This window comes from Vibrio caribbeanicus ATCC BAA-2122, from assembly GCF_000165125.1.
Classification (GTDB): domain Bacteria; phylum Pseudomonadota; class Gammaproteobacteria; order Enterobacterales; family Vibrionaceae; genus Vibrio; species Vibrio caribbeanicus.
The window spans coordinates 138,930-157,552 of the sequence record NZ_AEIU01000069.1; the positions used below are offsets into that span (position 1 = coordinate 138,930).

At 41.5% G+C, this 18,623-nt stretch carries 17 protein-coding genes; 8 read left to right on the forward strand and 9 right to left on the reverse strand.

The window, feature by feature from the left end:
- The first annotated feature begins 10 nt into the window (after positions 1-10).
- The 4 genes from RH40_RS09285 to cyoE are packed head-to-tail and all read left to right on the forward strand — an operon-like array spanning position 11 to position 3,221.
- Positions 11-733 (forward strand): SURF1 family protein, encoded by a 723-nt coding sequence (locus tag RH40_RS09285; RefSeq protein WP_139056869.1) that lies wholly within the window; start codon positions 11-13, stop codon positions 731-733.
- A complete protein-coding gene (locus RH40_RS09290) occupies positions 726-1,271 on the forward strand; it encodes a redox-active disulfide-containing membrane protein (RefSeq protein ID WP_009601205.1) in 546 nt (181 codons plus the stop codon). The genes RH40_RS09285 and RH40_RS09290 overlap by 8 nt, the downstream gene beginning before the upstream one ends.
- A 22-nt stretch (positions 1,272-1,293) precedes the next feature.
- Positions 1,294-2,325: a COX15/CtaA family protein gene (locus RH40_RS09295; RefSeq protein WP_009601206.1), complete on the forward strand. Its 1,032-nt coding sequence runs from the start codon at positions 1,294-1,296 to the stop codon at positions 2,323-2,325.
- Positions 2,322-3,221, forward strand: coding sequence for a heme o synthase (gene cyoE, locus RH40_RS09300; RefSeq protein ID WP_009601207.1), 900 nt, complete (start codon positions 2,322-2,324; stop codon positions 3,219-3,221). Before RH40_RS09295 ends, cyoE begins: the two co-directional genes overlap by 4 nt.
- 103 nt (positions 3,222-3,324) lie before the next feature.
- Here the strand turns inward: cyoE and RH40_RS09305 are convergent, their stop codons facing one another.
- The 4 genes from RH40_RS09305 to RH40_RS09320 are packed head-to-tail and all read right to left on the reverse strand — an operon-like array spanning position 3,325 to position 6,654.
- Positions 3,325-4,236 (reverse strand): amino acid ABC transporter permease, encoded by a 912-nt coding sequence (locus RH40_RS09305; protein WP_039954498.1) that lies wholly within the window; start codon positions 4,234-4,236, stop codon positions 3,325-3,327.
- A 54-nt stretch (positions 4,237-4,290) separates the two neighbouring features.
- Positions 4,291-5,130, reverse strand: coding sequence for a transporter substrate-binding domain-containing protein (locus RH40_RS09310; RefSeq protein WP_009601209.1), 840 nt, complete (start codon positions 5,128-5,130; stop codon positions 4,291-4,293).
- Positions 5,131-5,142: 12 nt separating this feature from the next.
- Positions 5,143-5,937: an amino acid ABC transporter permease gene (locus RH40_RS09315; RefSeq protein WP_009601210.1), complete on the reverse strand. Its 795-nt coding sequence runs from the start codon at positions 5,935-5,937 to the stop codon at positions 5,143-5,145.
- A complete protein-coding gene (locus tag RH40_RS09320) occupies positions 5,938-6,654 on the reverse strand; it encodes an amino acid ABC transporter ATP-binding protein (RefSeq protein ID WP_009601211.1) in 717 nt (238 codons plus the stop codon).
- A gap of 307 nt (positions 6,655-6,961) precedes the next feature.
- Here RH40_RS09320 and aroG point away from each other — a divergent pair, with 307 nt between their 5' ends.
- A complete protein-coding gene (gene aroG / locus RH40_RS09325; protein ID WP_009601212.1) occupies positions 6,962-8,017 on the forward strand; it encodes a 3-deoxy-7-phosphoheptulonate synthase AroG in 1,056 nt (351 codons plus the stop codon).
- A gap of 37 nt (positions 8,018-8,054) precedes the next feature.
- Here the strand turns inward: aroG and RH40_RS09330 are convergent, their stop codons facing one another.
- Positions 8,055-9,029, reverse strand: a complete 975-nt coding sequence (locus tag RH40_RS09330; protein ID WP_009601213.1) for a porin — start codon at positions 9,027-9,029, stop codon at positions 8,055-8,057.
- Between the two features lie 434 nt (positions 9,030-9,463).
- A complete protein-coding gene (locus RH40_RS09335) occupies positions 9,464-10,834 on the reverse strand; it encodes a YjiH family protein (protein ID WP_009601214.1) in 1,371 nt (456 codons plus the stop codon).
- Positions 10,835-11,207: 373 nt separating this feature from the next.
- Between RH40_RS09335 and RH40_RS09340 the strand changes: the two genes are divergently transcribed.
- Positions 11,208-11,786 carry a hypothetical protein gene (locus RH40_RS09340; RefSeq protein WP_009601215.1) on the forward strand — a complete coding sequence of 193 codons (579 nt, stop codon included), beginning with the start codon at positions 11,208-11,210 and terminating at the stop codon, positions 11,784-11,786.
- A 240-nt stretch (positions 11,787-12,026) separates the two neighbouring features.
- The gene (gene shyA, locus RH40_RS09345; protein ID WP_500691344.1) at positions 12,027-13,337 is read left to right on the forward strand and encodes a peptidoglycan DD-endopeptidase ShyA; all 1,311 of its coding nucleotides are present in this window, start codon (positions 12,027-12,029) and stop codon (positions 13,335-13,337) included.
- A gap of 63 nt (positions 13,338-13,400) precedes the next feature.
- On the opposite strand, the gene ppsA is transcribed toward shyA, so the two are convergent.
- The gene (gene ppsA, locus RH40_RS09350; RefSeq protein ID WP_086009800.1) at positions 13,401-15,791 is read right to left on the reverse strand and encodes a phosphoenolpyruvate synthase; all 2,391 of its coding nucleotides are present in this window, start codon (positions 15,789-15,791) and stop codon (positions 13,401-13,403) included.
- A gap of 155 nt (positions 15,792-15,946) precedes the next feature.
- Here ppsA and ppsR point away from each other — a divergent pair, with 155 nt between their 5' ends.
- A complete protein-coding gene (gene ppsR, locus RH40_RS09355) occupies positions 15,947-16,780 on the forward strand; it encodes a posphoenolpyruvate synthetase regulatory kinase/phosphorylase PpsR (RefSeq protein WP_009601220.1) in 834 nt (277 codons plus the stop codon).
- Between the two features lie 17 nt (positions 16,781-16,797).
- Here the strand turns inward: ppsR and RH40_RS09360 are convergent, their stop codons facing one another.
- Positions 16,798-17,580, reverse strand: coding sequence for a heme ABC transporter ATP-binding protein (locus RH40_RS09360; protein ID WP_009601221.1), 783 nt, complete (start codon positions 17,578-17,580; stop codon positions 16,798-16,800).
- A complete protein-coding gene (locus RH40_RS09365; protein WP_009601222.1) occupies positions 17,580-18,617 on the reverse strand; it encodes a FecCD family ABC transporter permease in 1,038 nt (345 codons plus the stop codon). Before RH40_RS09365 ends, RH40_RS09360 begins: the two co-directional genes overlap by 1 nt.
- Positions 18,618-18,623: the final 6 nt, after the last annotated feature.

The following is an 18,623-nucleotide window of genomic DNA, read 5'->3' on the forward strand; positions in this document are numbered from 1 at the left end:
GTCCTTTTTAATGCGATTTTATAATAGAAAACTTGCAGCGGGTGCACTAGTAACTGTGGTTGTGTTTTCCATATTGATCAAACTGGGACTGTGGCAGCTTTCAAGATCAGAAGAGAAAGTACAGATGGAACAGATGATGACACAAAGGGCGCAGCAACCTCCGATACAATTATCACATCTGACAGATGAGGCTATTGTAAATCCCAATGGTTTGATAGTTCAGTTGGAAGTTTTGCCCTTAAAAGAACACTATATTTTGCTCGATAATCAGAGCTTCAATGGACAAGTGGGTTATCTTGCACTTCAGTTGGTAAGGACAGAGGGCCATCGTTTTATTCTCTTTGAAGTTGGCTTTATCCCTGCACCTAGATTGCGCGACGTATTACCTGTTGTTCAATGGCTGGAACAGCCGTTTGCGTTTACAGGGAGGCTTTACCGTAAATCTGAGAACCCACTGAGTAAAGAGCTGCTCCTTGAGGAGGGGAGTCCGAGTCGCATACAAAATCTTAATATTACTCAGTTGTCTGCTCATTGGAACACTCCCATTGAACTTTTTGTCGTACAACCTATTGAGGAAAACTGGCGTTATCCTCAGCCATGGCAGCCTATACCCCTAGGCTCAGAGAAGCATTTGGGGTACGCGGTTCAGTGGTTTGGAATGGCAACAGCGTTGTTTTTTTTCAGTCTGTTTCTGTTATTCCGCTTACTGAAACAAGGAGGTATTCATGATTAGTGCTACTAACAAAGGAAGAGTGATCTTCCTTGGTATGGTATTACTGTTCGTATTGCCAGCAATCATTGCGAAAGTAGTCTTAGATAAAAATTGGTATCAAAGTGGCGTGACCAATTACGGTAAGCTTATCGTTCCTGCGGCTTCGTTTCATTCTATGGGCCTGAGTGATCCTTTCCAAAGTGAGTGGAAGTTGGGCTATGTGGTTCCAATTCGCTGTCAAAAGATGTGCGAGCAACAAATACACTTATTGCAGCAAAGTCATATCGCTTTGGGTAAAAACCAGAGCCGAGTGAGGCCGATTCTAATATTTACACCTTCGAGTGATGATTACGCTAAAAAGCATGAACAGCTTTCTAATGTGAGTGTTTCTTCCCAATTTGAAAATGTCGTCCAAAGTGGTGAGTTGGTGATTGTCGATCCATTGGGGCAACTCGTAATGCGTTACCCCAGAGTGTCTTCTCAAAATAATATGATCTCTCAGAGTAAAGGTGTACTGGCAGACTTACGTAAGTTACTCAAATTATCTCGAGTTGGTTAACCTTTACTAGGGAGAAAGTACTATGAATTTAGTCAATCTCGTAAGATTTAGCCTCGTACTAACGGTTGTTGTCATTGTCTTGGGCGCCTATACTCGGCTGGCTGATGCAGGACTCGGATGTCCCGATTGGCCGGGATGTTATGGCTCTTTGAGTGTACCGAATCAACACGATGAAATTGCCTTGGCTCAGGCTTTATACCCATCTCTTGTGATCGAGACAGATAAAGCTTGGTTAGAGATGATACATAGATATTTTGCAAGTTCATTGGGATTACTTGTTGTCTGTATTTCTCTCATGGGTATAGTTTCAAGACAGCTGTCCTTTGTCTGGGCAAGCATGTTAACAGGCATCGTTATCTTTCAAGCAGCATTAGGTATGTGGACCGTAACTATGAAGCTTATGCCAATAGTCGTCGTCGGGCATTTATTGGGTGGCTTTACGTTATTTACTTTGCTTGCATTAACTCAATGGAGACTATCATCACAATTTCCATTTAAGATGTCACCCTCGGGTTTAATTAGGACAAAATGTCTGGCTCTTGTGGCACTGTTTCTTGTTGTCATCCAAATCGCCCTCGGTGGCTGGACTTCCTCTAACTATGCTGCACTGATGTGCACCACTCTTCCGATATGTGAGGGTAACTGGCAAAGTTATTTAAACTTTGCACAAGCCTTTCAATTAATTCAACCTACAGCGGAAACCTATGAGTTTGGGACTCTAGACTACTCTTCACGTATGACCATCCATATTGTTCATCGAGTTGGCGCCTGTGTGGTTTCGCTATCTGTCATCCTGCTCGTATGGAGTTTATGGAAGCGACGGGAAGTAGCACTCAGAAATATGGCTAAATCCTTATTAATCGTACTTATTATTCAACTTTCTTTTGGAGTGGCGAATGTCGTTTTGAGCTTGCCAATGATCATTGCGGTTGCGCACAATATCGGCGCAGCGGTGTTGCTTCTTGTTATCTGTAGGACAAACTTTTTAATATGGGTAGCCGCCAAACCTTGTGCTTATCCAAGTGGTGAGATGGAAAAAGGAGTCAATCCATGAGTAAGTCAATCACGTTAGCACAAGAAGAAACAATGCCGCTATGGCGCTGTTATCTCGCATTAACTAAGCCTAAAGTTGTGGCGTTAATGTTATTAACTGCTCTTGTTGGCATGTGTCTGTCGAATCCAGACACTTTCTCTGTGGAAAAAGCATTGTTAGGACTTTTCGGAATTGGATTGATGGCTGGAGCGGCTGCATCACTCAATCATCTTATTGATGAGCGTATTGATGGAATAATGGAGCGTACGCATAAGCGGCCTCTGCCATCGGGTCGACTAAAAGCTAACCACGTCATTGTCTTTGCAACTATATTGGGTTTAACAGGCTTTATTACACTTTTCATTGGGGTTAACCAACTCACAGCCTGGCTTACATTTGCAAGTTTAGTGGGATACGCGCTTGTCTATACCATGTATTTAAAACGAGCCACGCCTCAAAATATTGTTATCGCTGGTATAGCAGGGGCGATGCCACCTCTTTTGGGTTGGACAGCATTGACTAATGAATTGCATGCTCATGCATGGATTTTGGTAATGATCATCTTTGTTTGGACTCCACCTCACTTTTGGGCTTTATCCATCCATCGTTATCAAGACTATGCAAAGGCAAAGATACCAATGTTGCCAGTCACACATGGCATCGAATATACCAAAACATCTATCTTACTTTATACGATCTTACTCGCTGTTGTATCTATGCTTCCATTCCTTATCGGTATGTCGGGTTCGCTTTATTTGTTTGGGTCAACATTACTCAGCGTGGGGTTTATTTATCACGCATACAAGTTGAAATACTTGCCCACGGATCGGTCGGCGATTGAGGCATTTAAATTCTCTATCTATCATCTAATGCTATTATTTCTCTTTTTGTTATTTGATAACTTTTTTGTTATCTAGGAAAATAGGCCACATAATGGATAGCTTTTGTTCAGGCTTTTGACTTTGCTGGTAGAGTAAGCAAGTCTCGCTGAAATTAATATCTTGTGGTTAATTGGGTTTATTAACTTTTTAAATAACGACGACTCTTTTTCTCTAGCGATTTAAAAGTAACCGACAAAGAGAGACACAGCAGAAAATAGAATAGGCCAATGATCAACCAAATTTCGAAAATAAGCCCAGATGAATTGGCAATTTCAGTACCAACGAACGTCATCTCTTGAATCGAAATAAGTGAGACGATGGAAGTATCCTTAACTAAAGAAATCGCTTGTCCTGCAAGCGTTGGAGTGACAGAAGCAATGACTTGGGGTGCTATTATGTAGCGGTATTTGACCCAATTAGATAAACCAAGTGAGTCCGCTGCTTCCCATTGGCCTTTTGCAACCCCATCGAGTCCAGCGCGAATAATTTCGGCAATATAAGCTGAGGATAGAAAGCCCACACAAAGCACCCCTGAAAGCAGGTTTTCCCAAAGGTTTGGAGGGCCGAAAAATATGAGTTGCCAAGAACTTACTTCATCAGTGTTATCCCTCAATAAGCTATCTAGCCCTAATGCTGGGACAAGTTGGCTTGATACAAAGAAATAAAATATGAATATGAACACCAGTGGTGGAATGTTACGTATGAGATGAACAAATATACTCGCAGGTATTCTTAAAAATGATAGGGACGAGCGACGAGCGACACCAATTATAATGCCTAAAGTGAATGCGAGTAGTATGCCGAAGATACTGATACGAATAGTGGAAATTAAGCCTTGAAAGAAATAAGGCAAACTTCCGTTTGAGCTAGAAACAAAGATCAGATCAAAGGCCTCATGCCAGCGCCAATGATAATTAATACCGACCGAAGATCGATAATAGAGCCAACTGACAAAGGTAGCTATTACGGCTATCAGTATTATATCGAGCCGATTAAACAGTGGATTTTTTAGTGAAGTCTTATGCCTATTCATGAAGCTGACTTTTCTCATTATCAAAGTAAAATTTGTAAAAGGATGCCTCGCGGTATTGGCGAGGCAGTAAACTTATTGGCTTGCGGTCATTTGGTTCTGCCAATCTAAGGTTGAAAACCAATATTCATAACGTTCTTCTAACCAACCGTCTTTGGTTCGCTCAGCAATCCATTGATTGAAAAAATTTTGTTTATCGCTTTCTCCAAGCCGCACAGCGAAAGCTTCATTGCCTTTTGAAAGACGCTGCCCAAAAGGAAGGAAAAGCTGGTCCTTGTGCCTGATTGTTTCGAATTCAGGCTTCGGGCTTGAGGCAATTACAGCGTGCGCATTCCCGTTTAGGACTTCTTGGAACGCTTGTGAGTCATCATCAAACTGAAGAATTTTAGCTTTTGGGAATGTCTCTCTTGCCACTTGAACCGTATATGCACCTCTTCGAGCTGCTATTTTTATCCGTCGAGAATTAAAATCAGCCATTGATGAAAATCCATTCGCAAGTGCTTTGTTTGCCGCTAACTGTACCCCAGAATGTGAATAGGGGACTGAGAAAAGGATGCTTTTAGAACGCTCAGGGGTAACACTCATTCCGCCGATTATGACATCAAACTTTTTAGCCAAAAGAGCAGGTATGATACCGTCCCAAGCTGTCGGCACGAATTCCACTTTCCAGCCAGAATCTTTTGCAAGCCTCTTGGCAACATCAATTTCGAAACCGATAAGGTCGCCTTGTTTGTTGCGCATTGCCCAAGGTACAAAGGTAGACATGCCAACTCTTATGGTTCCACGTTCATTTATTTTATCTAGGTTGGGTGTTGTCGTCGCGAAACTAGGAGAACAGACCAATACGGACACTGTTGCTGCAAGAAAGGCTAATTTTCGTATAAGAGCATTAAGTTTGATTCTGAAATTTTTCATTCTAGATCCCTATTATTGCGCGCGCCAATGAGAGCCGAGCTTTGTTTCTAAAATTGATGATACGGCTGAAAGCGTTAATGTTAGCCCTAGATAGATTGCAGCAACAGTGAACCATATCTCAAATGGCATTGCTGTTTCTGATACGATGTTTCGTGCTTCGGTAGTCAGGTCAAAAATAGCCATTACGCTTACTATTGAAGAATTCTTTACCAAAGAAACAACTTCATTAGCCAAAGGAGGTAATGTACGTTGAATGACTTGGGGTAGGATCACATCATAGAAGGTAAAAAATCGATTGAGTCCAAGAGATTTCGCTGCTTCGTATTGACCCTTAGGAATGCTGTTGAGGCCTGCTCTAAAAACTTCGGCCGTATAAGCACCTTGGAATAAAGCCAGCGCTACAATTGCTGTAGTAAAGCGGTCGAGCCCAATGATCGGGCCAAAAACAAAATAGAGTAGGTATATTTGTACCAGTAGGGGAGTATTTCTTATTAATTCAACGTAAAGCAATGCGATCCCTCTGCCAACTCGTGAGCTGGAGAGTCTTAAAAGCGCCGTAACCATACCGATAAGAAGTGTAAATAAAAGACTTATCATAGATATTTTAATTGTCACGGTCAGACCATCGATGAGCTCGGCGGGCCACCACTGTCCATCTTCATAAAATGCGATGAAGTCTGGGACGCGCTCCCATTGCCATTGATAGCCCATTGAGTTTGCTCCAGAAGACAAAAGCCAAGCTAAGCCAGCGAAAAGCACGAATATTTGCAAGGCTGCAGATAATACAGGTTTGATTAACTTTTTCATTTAGTGGCTCAAAACCTGATCTAGGAAGGCACGAGTTCTCGGGCTTTGCGGGTGTTCAAATATTTCACTCGGGGTACCGACTTCAATAATTTCACCTTGGTCCATGAACACGACTCTATGCGCCACTCTCTTGGCAAAGCCCATTTCATGAGTGACGCACATCATAGTAATGCCATCTTGTGCAAGGTCGGTCATAACGTCTAATACTTCCTTAATTGTTTCTGGATCGAGAGCTGATGTTGGCTCATCGAATAAGAGAATGGATGGCTTCATGCACAAGGAACGTGCAATTGCGACTCTTTGTTGTTGTCCTCCCGAAAGCTGTGAAGGGTATTTATCTGCTTGATCTTTAATATTAACTTTGGCTAAAAAGTGCAGAGCTATATCCGTGGCCTCTTCTTTTGAAAGGCCTAAGGTTCTTATGGGAGATAGCGTTAAGTTTTCAAGCACTGTTAGGTGGGGGAACAGGTTGAAGTGTTGGAATACCATCCCAACTTCACCTTGGTTTTGCTTTTTAGGAAGGCGGCCTAGTACATGTATATGCCCTTGTTCGACCTCCTCCAATTGATTGATGGTTCTAATTAATGTTGATTTACCTGAACCAGAAGGACCACATATGACAAAGATTTCGCCTTTCTTAACATTAAGATTGATATTCTTTAAGGCGTGATAGTTTCCGTACCACTTCTCGACATTGTTAAACTCTATGGCATTCATATCCAATCGTTCAATTCATTATTTTTTATTGTCATGCACTAAAGATATCATAGAGGAGTAAGTCGTTGCGACGGAAAAATATTTTCTCTGAGACTGATCCATTAGTAATTGATTATAGGTGTTAATTTTTTTTTACAGAGGTTGTAAATTGTAAAGTTAGGTGAAATATTGCCTTTTGATTAAAAAAGTGCTTGCAACCTTGGTTTTTGATAGATAAGTTACATGGAAAGAGACAATCGTGTTCGTAGGTTTTTAACTTACTCACCAATACGTCGTTGAGCTGTAGATAGATAGGAAGAAGTAAGCAATGTTTCAAACTGATGATGTAAGAATTAATAAATCCAAAGAGTTGTTACCCCCAGTCGCTGTTTTAGAGAAGTTTCCGGCAACCGAATCTGCTTCTTCAACTACCTTTCGATCTCGAGAGGCGATAACCAATATTCTCAAGGGTCAGGATGATCGTCTGCTTGTTATAGTTGGACCATGCTCCATACACGACACTGAGGCAGCGATAGAGTATGGCAAACGCCTCAAAACGTTGCGCGACGAACTCAATGATGACTTGGAAGTGGTTATGAGGGTGTATTTTGAGAAACCCCGCACTACGGTTGGCTGGAAAGGGCTAATTAATGACCCCTACCTTAATGATACTTTCAAGATTAATGATGGTTTGAGGATTGGTCGCAAGCTCTTACTTGATCTCACTGATATGGGAATGCCTACAGCAAGCGAATTCTTAGATATGATTTCTCCGCAATATGTGGCAGACCTCATTAGTTGGGGAGCAATCGGCGCGAGGACAACAGAGTCTCAGGTTCACCGTGAACTTGCATCTGGGATCTCATGTCCTGTGGGGTTCAAAAATGGTACTGATGGTAATATAAAGATTGCGACAGATGCCATTCGTTCAGCAAGCTCTTCACACCATTTTCTTTCAGTGACAAAATATGGGCATTCGGCCATTATTGAAACAGCAGGAAACCCTGATTGTCATATCATATTGCGGGGCGGAAAAGAGCCAAACTACAGTGCTGATCATGTAGGTGATATTAAGCAGCAACTTGCTTCATCTGGTCTAGCAGAAAAAGTGATGATTGATTTCAGCCACGCAAACAGCGCTAAGCAATATCAACGTCAAATGGCCGTTTCTGATGATGTATCTAACCAGATTGCTGGCGGTGAGCAAGCCATATTTGGTGTGATGATAGAATCACACCTTGTCGAGGGAAGACAAGACCTAGTTGACGGAAAAGCCGAAACTTATGGCCAGTCTATCACTGACGCGTGTATTGGTTGGGAAGATACAGAAAAAGTATTACGCCAGCTTGCCTCTGCTGTCAGAGAGCGCCGAGGAAATCGATAACTTCTCTACAGTCACAGGCTTTAGCCTGTGACTGTAGCTATAAAAAGAAAGCAACTCCTATCCCGATATTCACCTGATTTGAACCCACCAGAGGGTCAAGATGGTTAAGCTCGACTTGAACCGCTGACCAATCATTGATTTGGTAAGAACTCCCCAAATAAAGGTTGTGTTTACTCTTTTTGTCCTTTTGAGGTTGGATTTGAATCACAAATTCATAGCCACTAAACAATGTTAGCTCTTTAGTCCACTCCAACCTGCCAGCGATGGCAACAGCGTGTGTGTAGGTTAAGTCTTTTTGATTTCTAGTCTCTTCACTTTTATTAAAATAGTAAGTTGAACCTAAACCTATATCTCCGCTGCTTATGATAGCTGTTAAATGAGAGTAGATGGACTCTTTCTGATAAAGGTTGTTTTGAGTTTTAGTAGCCCCAACACCACCTCTAATGGTTGTATCAGCCAACTTTAATTGACCAAAAAACTCGTGTAATGATTGGTCTTGTTGATTGTTTTTTAGACCATATGTCATGTTCAACGAAAAGAGTTCATTGCTGTAAACATATTTTAGTGTCTCTCTTTTCGCCCCGATTAAGTTAAGGTTTGACTGCCCGCCAAAGATTTGCGAAAAATCAACGCCATTTAGATTCTCTGATGAAGTAGTGTGTTTTCCATAAGTTAACGAACCAAATGACTCTTTTCCTACTCCAAAGTAATATTGTGAAATCGAGAATTGATCTTCGTTTCTCTCTTCGTCGACTTTGACTTCAGCCTCTGTACCTGATGATATAAAGGTTGAGTCGGTAACAAAGTACTTAGCTTTTAGTGCAAGGTCAGAGTCACCAAAAGAGAACTCATTTTTTTTTCTATTGCTCATTAGTGCTTTTGCGTGAATCTTCCCACTTGTTGCGAGATAGGCTCGCTCATTATCGATGAACTCGAAGGCGAACAAAACAGGTGAAAAAAATATCGATAAAACTATGAGGCTTTTCAGTTTTCCTAATGTTCCTTTGTCCATCTCTATCCAACATATTATTCAGTTTAGAATCATCGCGTAATAACTACACTCAAACATCAAGGTATTATTTGGGTGTAAAAAACTTGAAGCAGAATAATAAGTTAGATTTACTAATAGGTAAGTCTTATCTTTGAGATAATGGATTTTTTATCAAAACTAAGATCTTTTCTTTGAATGTAGATAGCGAAGAATGTTTAACAAATGATGTAAGTATTCAATTGGCGTTAGGGTGTTAGGTTAAATGAAAATAATTTGTTTTCTGAGGATGAGCTATCAGGCAGACTCATTGTCAAATCGCATTTAAATCACTCGCTATTGCAGCGTGTTATCTCACTGGTATCCGATTTCTTTATAAGGCCTAGAGAACTGCGTTGAAGTTACTTTGGTGGATACAGCGGTGAAGAACAGTACCTTTGTTCTTCACCGCTTCTCAATCAGAAGATAAGGTGAGCCATTGCGGCAATGACAGGTAATGTAATGAGTGTTCGAAGGATAAATATGGCGAACAGTTCAAAAATATTGACGGGTATTTTACTCCCGAGTAGCAGCGCACCGACTTCTGACATATAGATTAGCTGAGTAACAGACATAGCTGCAATTACAAACCGTGTCATCTCGTTGTCGATTGAAGCGGCTAAAATCGCCGGAATAAACATATCGGCGAAACCAACAACGATGGTTTCAGAAGCTTTGACTGCCTCCGGTATGCCAAGCATCTCTAAAAAGGGAATAAATGGCTGACCTAATGTGCTAAATAGCGATGTGTACTCAGCAATAACTAAGGCGATTGTACCTAATCCCATGACAACCGGCAGAACGCCAAATACCATATCTATTGCATTGTGAACGCCTTCTTTGAAAACACCTTTGAATGACTTAACTTGAGATGATTTCTTTAGAGCTTGCTCCATACCCCAAGAGAAAGTGGAGTGACCTACCGGGATAGCATCAGCATCTTGAGCGGGTTTTGAGCCATCAATAAAGGTGTTTTTCTTCAGGCTAAGTGGAGGTAAACGTGGAATGATAATAGCAGCTACTATACCAGCAAGACACACTGTACCGTAAAAAGGTAAGAATAGATGTTCTAGATTGACTTGTGCTATCACAACTAGACTGAATGTAATCGATACAGCAGAAAACGTTGTGCCAACTACCGCAGCCTCTCGTTGTGTATAAAATTTATTTTCGTATTGTTTACTCGTAAGTAGTATGCCGACCGAGCCATCGCCCAACCATGAGGCCATACAGTCAATTGCACTTCTTCCCGGTAAGTTAAATACTGGACGCATCACTTTACTTAATAGGGTTCCGAACAGCTCAAGTAGTCCAAAGTTGAGTAACAGAGGAAGTAGTAACCCTGCGAAGATAAATACCGAAAAGAGTGTCGGTAGAAGCCCTTCTAAAACAAGTCCGCCAGTATTTTCTTCCCATATCGCCTTTGGACCGATTTGGAAGTAGGTCATAACTACCGCAGCCCCCCCAATTAGTCTGACACATAACCATAGCATGTTTGGGTTGAACAACGCGTTTAAAAAGGCATCGTTGGCTATAATTGACGGTGTGTGAAGTTTACAAATTAATGACGTGAACGCCATAAAAGCAATAATTGCTGTGATGAGGCTAACCATATGGTCGCCCAATAGTGCCTGAATTGATTTTGCCAGCACGGCAACGGGTATGGTTATGTCTCCATCATAACTAATTGGAGCCATGAACAGGAAGAGACCGATAATAGAGGGGATAAGGAACATCCAAAAACTGCTTTTGTTTCTCGGTTGTTCTGCTGACTGAGCACTATTTTGCATACATTTCTCGAATTACTACTAGTTAAATATCTATCACCAGCATGAGCTGGATATATATTCACTAAACTTCCATATATTATCAAACGGGCAAGGTTAACCGTTTCATTGCTTCCTTGCAATACTATTCAATAAATTATGCTAAATATTCAAAATAAAACATTGAATATTTTTAATTTAGTGGCTAAATGTGTCGAGGATGTTAATTTGTTTATCTTAATGTTTCAAGGGAGAGAAGCACATTATTTACGTTTCTGTTAAGTCAGAGGTTAACAGCTTGAACTTAATCACGTGCTGAGTTTTTTGTTTTAGTCTTTGTTTGCTTGTATCTTTAATAAGAGGTTACTTGGGTATATAGGTCTAAAAATCATACGCTATGAGAATTCCTCTAATATTGTCACTACCTATCATGCTGTTAGTTGCTGTCATAATCGCGGCAGTATATCGGTTGAGTATTGGTGATGAAGTGATCCTGACAAAGTTTTCCAACCAGACGAATACCAATGATGTTGTGATGTTATCGCTGTTTCAAATAGAGACACCTAACAAATGGGTAATAGAGGTACCAAGGCGAGCTGTTCGTACTTTGGTGGACTACAACCCAGTCGATGAAACAGTATATGGCATTTATCGATATGGTACGGTTAGTGGTCAAATTTCTATTTTGAGCAATCACATAAAGAAAATAGATAGTTCAACGTTCTTTTTCTTTTTTGATGTGGTTGAAAAAGATCAGAGTAAGACATACGCGGCACTTGCTTTTTTTGATGAAATGAGAAGACGGCTATTCAGCGATCAAGCTCTCTTATTAGGGAGTGATATTGTGATTGAAAAGGTCCATTATGATGAAAAAGACATCATTTTGATAGATTTTGAAACTGTAAGTGAGCCAAACATAGATCAATCACTCCGAGTGGCTATTTTGGATGGCAAAACTTTAGTGAAACACAATTAAAAGTTTATGACCGAATCATAATTGCCTGAGTAGGTGTTACTGAGTTAGATCGGCTTAAGAGGTATTGATAGGCTCAATTTATGATGCCGAAGCATAGAAGAACTAAGCATTAATCACTAAAAAATGCCAATTACACTAGTTCTTTTGTTTTTTTTGCTAGTAATTTTGCATTGAAAAGGTGACAAGTTCTATATAAATACGTACTCTTACGCTTTTGTTTAATACGATGCAATAGGTCACATGGTGCTGTCGACACGTTTGAAATCTAGATTCCAAGGGCTGTCAAGATCGAGGAAGATCATGGTATTGAGTATTCCTGTTCTTCTCGCTGCCGTTATATCAGGCGCTCAAAAAAATGACAGATATCATAAAACGATTGAACTGTCTCTCCCAGACTCATCCCTAGCTTTAGAGTCTTCTCCGACCAATGAGTCGTCATACCACCACCCTGATTATGAGTATGTCATACAGAGAGGAGACAGCTTAAGCAAAATTTTTGAACAGCTGGGTTTTGGATATAGTGACCTAATGAGGATCATGGAAACCGATCTCAATTATCTCGCTCTAGATACATTAAGACCAGGGAATACTTTGCGCTTTTGGCGAGACGACAAAAATACCCACCTAGAGAAGATGGAACTTGAGTTTAGTTTGGTTGACAGGGCGGTTTACCAGCGACTAGATGATGGTAATTATGAATTTTCCGATATAAAAATTCCGGGAGAGTGGAAATCTTTTCCTCTGGTAGGTCAGATAAAAGGCAGTTTTTCTCAGTCTGTCAATTCTATGGGGCTTGGAAAGTCGGAAATAGAGCAAGTAGTTGGTTTGTTGAAAGATAAAATCAACTTCGGTCGTGATTTACGTGCTGGGGACAAATTTGAGGTCGTTCAATCTCGCCAGTTTGTTGGTAACACCTCAACAGGTAATACAGAGATCCAAGCTATTAAGATATTCAACCGTGGACAAGTTTATTCGGCGTATTTGCACAGCGATGGCCAGTACTACGACGAAAATGGCGACAGTCTACAGCGAGCTTTCCAAAGAGAGCCTGTAAATGGGCGTTATCGAATGAGTTCTGGTTTTAACCCAAGGCGTAAGCACCCGGTCACTGGAAGAATCTCACCTCACAACGGAACAGACTGGGCGACTCCAACTGGAACACCTATTGTTTCGACAGGTGATGGAGTGGTTATTATGACTCGAAAGCACCCGTATGCAGGTAACTATGTTGTTATAGAACATGGCAGTCGATACAAAACTCGTTACTTACACCTCAGTAAGATCCTTGTTAGAAAAGGTCAAAAAGTATCGCGAGGCCAAAGAATAGGTCTATCTGGTGCGACGGGTAGAGTCACTGGACCACACATACACTATGAACTCATCGATAGAGGCAGACCAGTCAATGCGTTAACCGCAAATATTCCAATGGCTCAGTCTGTACCAAAAAGCCAAATGGTCGAATTTGAGCGTAATCGCTATAAAATGGATAAAATGCTTAAAGTTAAAGAAATTGAGCTTGCTCAACTTGAAGGCGGTAACGCTTCGGGATAAAAAGTATCCATTAAAAAGGCCTCCATATGGAAGCCTTTTTAATCCTATTAGCGCTAAGTCCGATTAGTTCTTAGTGACATTGCCCAGCTTTAGCCAAGTGTCGATCACTGTATCTGGATTGAGTGATACTGAGCTTATTCCCTGTTCCATAAGCCACTCTGCAAGGTCGTCGTGATCAGAAGGGCCTTGTCCACAAATGCCCACATACTTGCCTGCTTTTGTCGCCGCGTCGATGGCCATTTTTAGCAGCGCTTTAACAGCAGGGTTTCTCTCATCGAAAAGATGAGCAACATCACCAGAATCACGGTCGAGTCCTAAGGCAAGTTGCGTCATATCGTTTGAACCGATTGAGAACCCATCAAAGTATTTTAGGAACTCATCGGCAAGAACTGCATTCGATGGAAGCTCACACATCATAATCACTTTTAAGCCTTGATCGCCACGACGTAAACCAAACTTCGCTAGTAAGTCAATAACAGAGGCTGCCTCACTTGGTGTGCGTACGAATGGGATCATGACTTCCACATTTTTCAGCCCCATTTCGTTTCTTACGCGCTTGATTGCTTGCGTTTCTAATTCAAAGCAATCTTCAAATACAGGGGAGATGTATCTAGACGCTCCCCTGAAGCCAAGCATTGGATTCTCTTCATGAGGTTCGTAGTCTTTACCACCGACAAGGTTACTGTATTCATTAGACTTGAAGTCTGACATGCGTACGATAACTCGTTTTGGCCAGAATGCTGCAGCAATGGTTGCGATGCCTTCGGTAAGCTTACTGACGTAAAAATCGATCGGATCATTGTACCCGCGAATACGCTGGCGTATTTCTTGTTTTAGTTCATCTGATTGATGCTCGAAGTTTAGGAGTGCTTTCGGGTGAATACCTATCATTTTATTGATGATGAATTCTAACCGAGCTAAGCCGACACCCTCATTAGGGATTTGAGCAAAATCAAATGCGCGATCTGGATTGCCGACATTCATCATGACTTTTGTCGGTAATAATGGAAGTTCATCAACAGAAGAGCGCTTTACCTCAAAATTAAGGTTACCATCATAAACATAGCCTGTTTCTCCCTCGGCACAAGAGATGGTAACTTGCGATCCATCTGTAAGGCTACTCGTGGCATTACCACATCCTACAATTGCCGGAATACCAAGCTCTCTTGCGATAATCGCCGCATGACAAGTACGACCACCACGGTTTGTTACAATCGCGGAGGCTTTTTTCATAACTGGTTCCCAATCCGGATCAGTCATGTCTGTAACAAGAACATCACCTTCTTGAACAAGAGACATTTGGTCGAGAGAGTCAACTAGTCTCACTGGTCCAGAGCCGATGCGCTGGCCGATTGCTCGACCTTCAACTAAAACGTCTGCTTTATTATTGAGCTCATATCTTTCGATAACATTTTTTTCGCTTTGTGAGCAAACGGTTTCTGGTCGAGCTTGTACGATGTAAAGCTTTCCATCTATACCATCCTTCGCCCACTCAATATCCATTGGACGTTGATAATGCTGTTCAATAATGATGGCTTGCTTTGCTAGTTCAGCAATTTCATCGTTATTTAAAGAAAAGGTTTCACGCTCTTCTTCTGAGGTATCAATAATGCTTACCTGTTTACCGATCTCTTGGTTATCCGAGTAAATCATTTTGATTTGTTTTGAGCCGAATGTCTTCTTCACAATAGAAGGATGGCCGGCTTCAAGTAGTGGTTTATGTACATAAAATTCATCTGGATTGACTGCACCTTGTACAACCATTTCACCTAGTCCCCAAGACGAGGTGATGAATACTACTTGATCAAAGCCTGATTCTGTATCGAGGGTAAACATGACTCCAGAAGAGGCTTTATCAGAGCGAACCATGCGCTGTATACCTGCTGAAAGGGAAATACCTCTATGATCGAAGCCCTGATGAACTCGATACGATATAGCGCGGTCATTAAATAGTGATGCATAAACATGCTTAGTTGCTTCTAGGACCGCGTCGATTCCTTTTACGTTTAAGAAGGTTTCTTGCTGGCCCGCGAAAGAAGCGTCGGGAAGGTCTTCAGCGGTAGCAGAAGAACGTACAGCTACCGAAAGCTCCTCATTATCATCGATGAGTGTTTGGTAATTGCTTCTAATATCTTGTTCTAAATCTTGAGGGAATGGGGCCTCAAGAACCCATTGACGGATTTTTGCACCAGTTTTACGCAATGCGTCAACATCTTCGACATCTAATTCATCAAGTAATGCATGGATTCGGTCATCGAGTCCTTCAAAATCAAGAAACTGATTAAAGGCATAAGAGGTGGTAGCAAAACCATTGGGTACAGAAACCCCAGCATTTGATAGGTTAGAAACCATCTCACCAAGTGAAGCATTTTTTCCACCGACTTTATCGACGTCATCCATCGATAGGCCATTGAACCAGAGGGTATTTTTTTGCATGTCTTTCTCCAGAAACATTGCAGTTTTGTAGGGATTTGGGCAAACGATTACTTAAACCTTCAAAAATTTTTAACAAATTATCAAAGGTGTGGGGGCGGTAACAGCAACCCGAGTTTTATTATCGCTATTATGCCTGTTATCTTAATCAAAAGAATTTTAAATTTTAAAAAAAAATGAAAATTGATATTCAAAGTCGTGATGTGTTCTATGTTTCTGATGGCACCGCAATCACATGTGAAACAATTGGACATGTTGTTCTAGGGCAATTTCCTTTTAACGCCAATGAAAAAACGTTCCCTTTTGTTGAATCGAAGGAAAAACTCGAAGATTTGTTAAGAGAAATTGAGATCTCATTTATTAAAAATGGAGTAAAGCCGCTCGTTTTCTTCTCCATGGTCATTACAGAGTTGAAAGAGGCACTCTTGCAGTCAAATTGTTATGGCTACGATATCCTTGGTAGCTTGGTACAGCAAGTAGAAACCGATATCCAAATCGCGCCAGTACCTCAATTGCAGCGCTCTCGCAGTGTAAGCAAAGACTCCGACACATATTTTGATCGTATTGCAGCGATTGAATATACCCTTGCTCATGACGATGGAGTGACCTTAAAAGGCTTGGAAAAGGCGGATATTATTTTGCTAGGTGTATCACGTAGCGGTAAAACACCGACTAGCTTATATATGGCGATGCAGTTCGGCTTGCGTGTTGTAAATTATCCTTTTATTGATGATGATCTATCGCGTCTGCGGCTATTACCCGAATTCGAGATTCATCGTCACAAGCTATTTGGCCTGACTATCGATCCTCAGAGATTAACGGAAATCAGACAAAACCGTTTGGCAGGAAGTGATTACGCAAGTAATGAACAATGTTTGCACGAATTACAAACCGTTGAAGCTCTTTTTCGACGTGAAGCGATTCCCTATATCAATACTTCTTCGCTTTCAGTAGAAGAAATTTCAACTAGGGTACTTGAGAAAGCGGGTCTGAGACGAAGGTTGTTATAGTTTGAGTAAAACTTTGGTTATTGTTCTGGGTAAACAACTGGGAACCCTAATGTGGGATGTGCATTGACTATCGATTTATAACCATAAACTTCTTCAATCATTTGGGGAGTTAATGCTTGCCAAGGAGAGCTATCACAGGTGATTTTTCCTTGATGTAAGACAATCAATCGATCTGCGTATTGCGCAGCGAGATTAAGATCATGCAGCACAATGACCACTGCTGTGCTCGATTCTTTGGCTAAATTGCGTGCTATTTTGAGTGTGTTATGTTGATGGGCAAGGTCGAGAGCGGACGTAGGTTCGTCGAGCATGAGGATCTTTTTTTCCTGCGCGCTATCTAGCTGGACTAGTACTCTAGCGAGATGGACTCGCTGTTTCTCTCCTCCTGAAAGTGATGGGTAAAGTCGCTCGCTGAGGTGAACACAATCTGTCAACTGCATATATTTTTTTGCTAGTGATTGGGTTTTGTTTTTAGTAATCTTTAGAGGTATTGCCCCCATTTCGACGACCTCTCGCGCAAGAAAAGGAAAGTTGAGTGTGCTGTGCTGAGGAAGCATAGCAATATGTCTTGCGAGCTTTTCAGGTTGCCAGCTATCTTTATGCTGTCCAAAGTAACAAATTTCGTTACTGTTTCTAATCTCTCCACATAACAACTTGAGTAATGTGCTTTTCCCTGCGCCATTGGGGCCCAATAATGCGGTAACTTCGCCAGCCTTCATTTCTATATTCAGGTTGTCAAGTATCAACCTTTTTCCATAGTGATAAGACAGGGCGTTGACAGATAATACAGTACCAGACATTAGGTCATTCTTCCTTTCTGTTTGTAGAGTAAATATATGAAGAAAGGCGCCCCCATTAGAGCGGTAATAATGCCTACAGGCAGTTCGGCTGGGGCGACAACGATACGAGATAGCATATCAGCTAAGGTCAAAAGCAGGGCGCCAAGAAAAGCAGAAATAGGCAGTAACCTGCGGTGATCTGGGCCAAACATCATTCTTCCTAAGTGTGGTATCACTAGTCCAATAAAGCCGATGACACCGGAAATGCTAACACTTATGCCAACACCAAAAGCAGTCATCAATATCAAGTATCGCTTGAGTTTTTGGACAGGGATCCCCAAGTGACTGGCCTCTGCTTCACCGAGTAAAAGTGCATTTAAGCTCTCGGCATTATTAAGAAAATACCACAAGAGGAATATCAGAGTTATTGTGCATAGGCCGATACTTGGCCAATCTGCTGCAGCAAGAGAGCCCATAGACCACAAAGAGATATCCCGTAATTGCTGATCATCGGCAAAAAAGCTCAGTGAGTTTATGCCAGCTCCCGCTAACATTGTTATTGCAATGCCAGCCAAAAGCATAATACTCACCGATGTGCCGAACCTGCTGGTGCCTATTCTGTAGACAACCCAAGTTGTAAGAGCACCGCCCATAAACGCGAACATAGGTAGAGCGATGAGACTGGTCACTTGAGCAGAAACTAAGTTTAAGTTTGTGAAGGTAACAATGGCAAACCCAGCACCCAGCATCGCGCCCGCAGAAACGCCTATTATGCCGGGCTCGGCAAGTGGGTTTCTAAATAACCCCTGAGTGACGGTGCCACAAATTGCTAAAATAGCACCAATCAGCATGCACAAAAAGGTTCTTGGTAGACGTATTTGGTGAATAACAATATCGATATGTGGGGCAACGTTATTCCCATTTAGCAACAGACTATTAATACTATCAAAGGCGCTTATCTTCATCGGTCCAACAGTAATAGAGCTGATGCTAATAATGGCTAGAAGCAGGCAAAAAAAGCCAATAATCGAGCGAGTGGATAGATTGCGGAAAAACATCTTGTA

What these genes read in the sequence shown, in the direction of transcription:
- RH40_RS09285 (WP_139056869.1), top strand. Translation starts at nt 11, where the DNA reads ATGCGATTTTATAATAGAAAACTTGCAGCGGGTGCACTAGTAACTGTG.
- RH40_RS09290 (WP_009601205.1), top strand. Translation starts at nt 726, where the DNA reads ATGATTAGTGCTACTAACAAAGGAAGAGTGATCTTCCTTGGTATGGTA.
- RH40_RS09295 (WP_009601206.1), top strand. Translation starts at nt 1,294, where the DNA reads ATGAATTTAGTCAATCTCGTAAGATTTAGCCTCGTACTAACGGTTGTT.
- cyoE (WP_009601207.1), top strand. Translation starts at nt 2,322, where the DNA reads ATGAGTAAGTCAATCACGTTAGCACAAGAAGAAACAATGCCGCTATGG.
- RH40_RS09305 (WP_039954498.1), bottom strand. Translation starts at nt 4,236, where the DNA reads ATGAGAAAAGTCAGCTTCATGAATAGGCATAAGACTTCACTAAAAAAT.
- RH40_RS09310 (WP_009601209.1), bottom strand. Translation starts at nt 5,130, where the DNA reads ATGAAAAATTTCAGAATCAAACTTAATGCTCTTATACGAAAATTAGCC.
- RH40_RS09315 (WP_009601210.1), bottom strand. Translation starts at nt 5,937, where the DNA reads ATGAAAAAGTTAATCAAACCTGTATTATCTGCAGCCTTGCAAATATTC.
- RH40_RS09320 (WP_009601211.1), bottom strand. Translation starts at nt 6,654, where the DNA reads ATGAATGCCATAGAGTTTAACAATGTCGAGAAGTGGTACGGAAACTAT.
- aroG (WP_009601212.1), top strand. Translation starts at nt 6,962, where the DNA reads ATGTTTCAAACTGATGATGTAAGAATTAATAAATCCAAAGAGTTGTTA.
- RH40_RS09330 (WP_009601213.1), bottom strand. Translation starts at nt 9,029, where the DNA reads ATGGACAAAGGAACATTAGGAAAACTGAAAAGCCTCATAGTTTTATCG.
- RH40_RS09335 (WP_009601214.1), bottom strand. Translation starts at nt 10,834, where the DNA reads ATGCAAAATAGTGCTCAGTCAGCAGAACAACCGAGAAACAAAAGCAGT.
- RH40_RS09340 (WP_009601215.1), top strand. Translation starts at nt 11,208, where the DNA reads ATGAGAATTCCTCTAATATTGTCACTACCTATCATGCTGTTAGTTGCT.
- shyA (WP_500691344.1), top strand. Translation starts at nt 12,027, where the DNA reads ATGGTGCTGTCGACACGTTTGAAATCTAGATTCCAAGGGCTGTCAAGA.
- ppsA (WP_086009800.1), bottom strand. Translation starts at nt 15,791, where the DNA reads ATGTTTCTGGAGAAAGACATGCAAAAAAATACCCTCTGGTTCAATGGC.
- ppsR (WP_009601220.1), top strand. Translation starts at nt 15,947, where the DNA reads ATGAAAATTGATATTCAAAGTCGTGATGTGTTCTATGTTTCTGATGGC.
- RH40_RS09360 (WP_009601221.1), bottom strand. Translation starts at nt 17,580, where the DNA reads ATGTCTGGTACTGTATTATCTGTCAACGCCCTGTCTTATCACTATGGA.
- RH40_RS09365 (WP_009601222.1), bottom strand. Translation starts at nt 18,617, where the DNA reads ATGTTTTTCCGCAATCTATCCACTCGCTCGATTATTGGCTTTTTTTGC.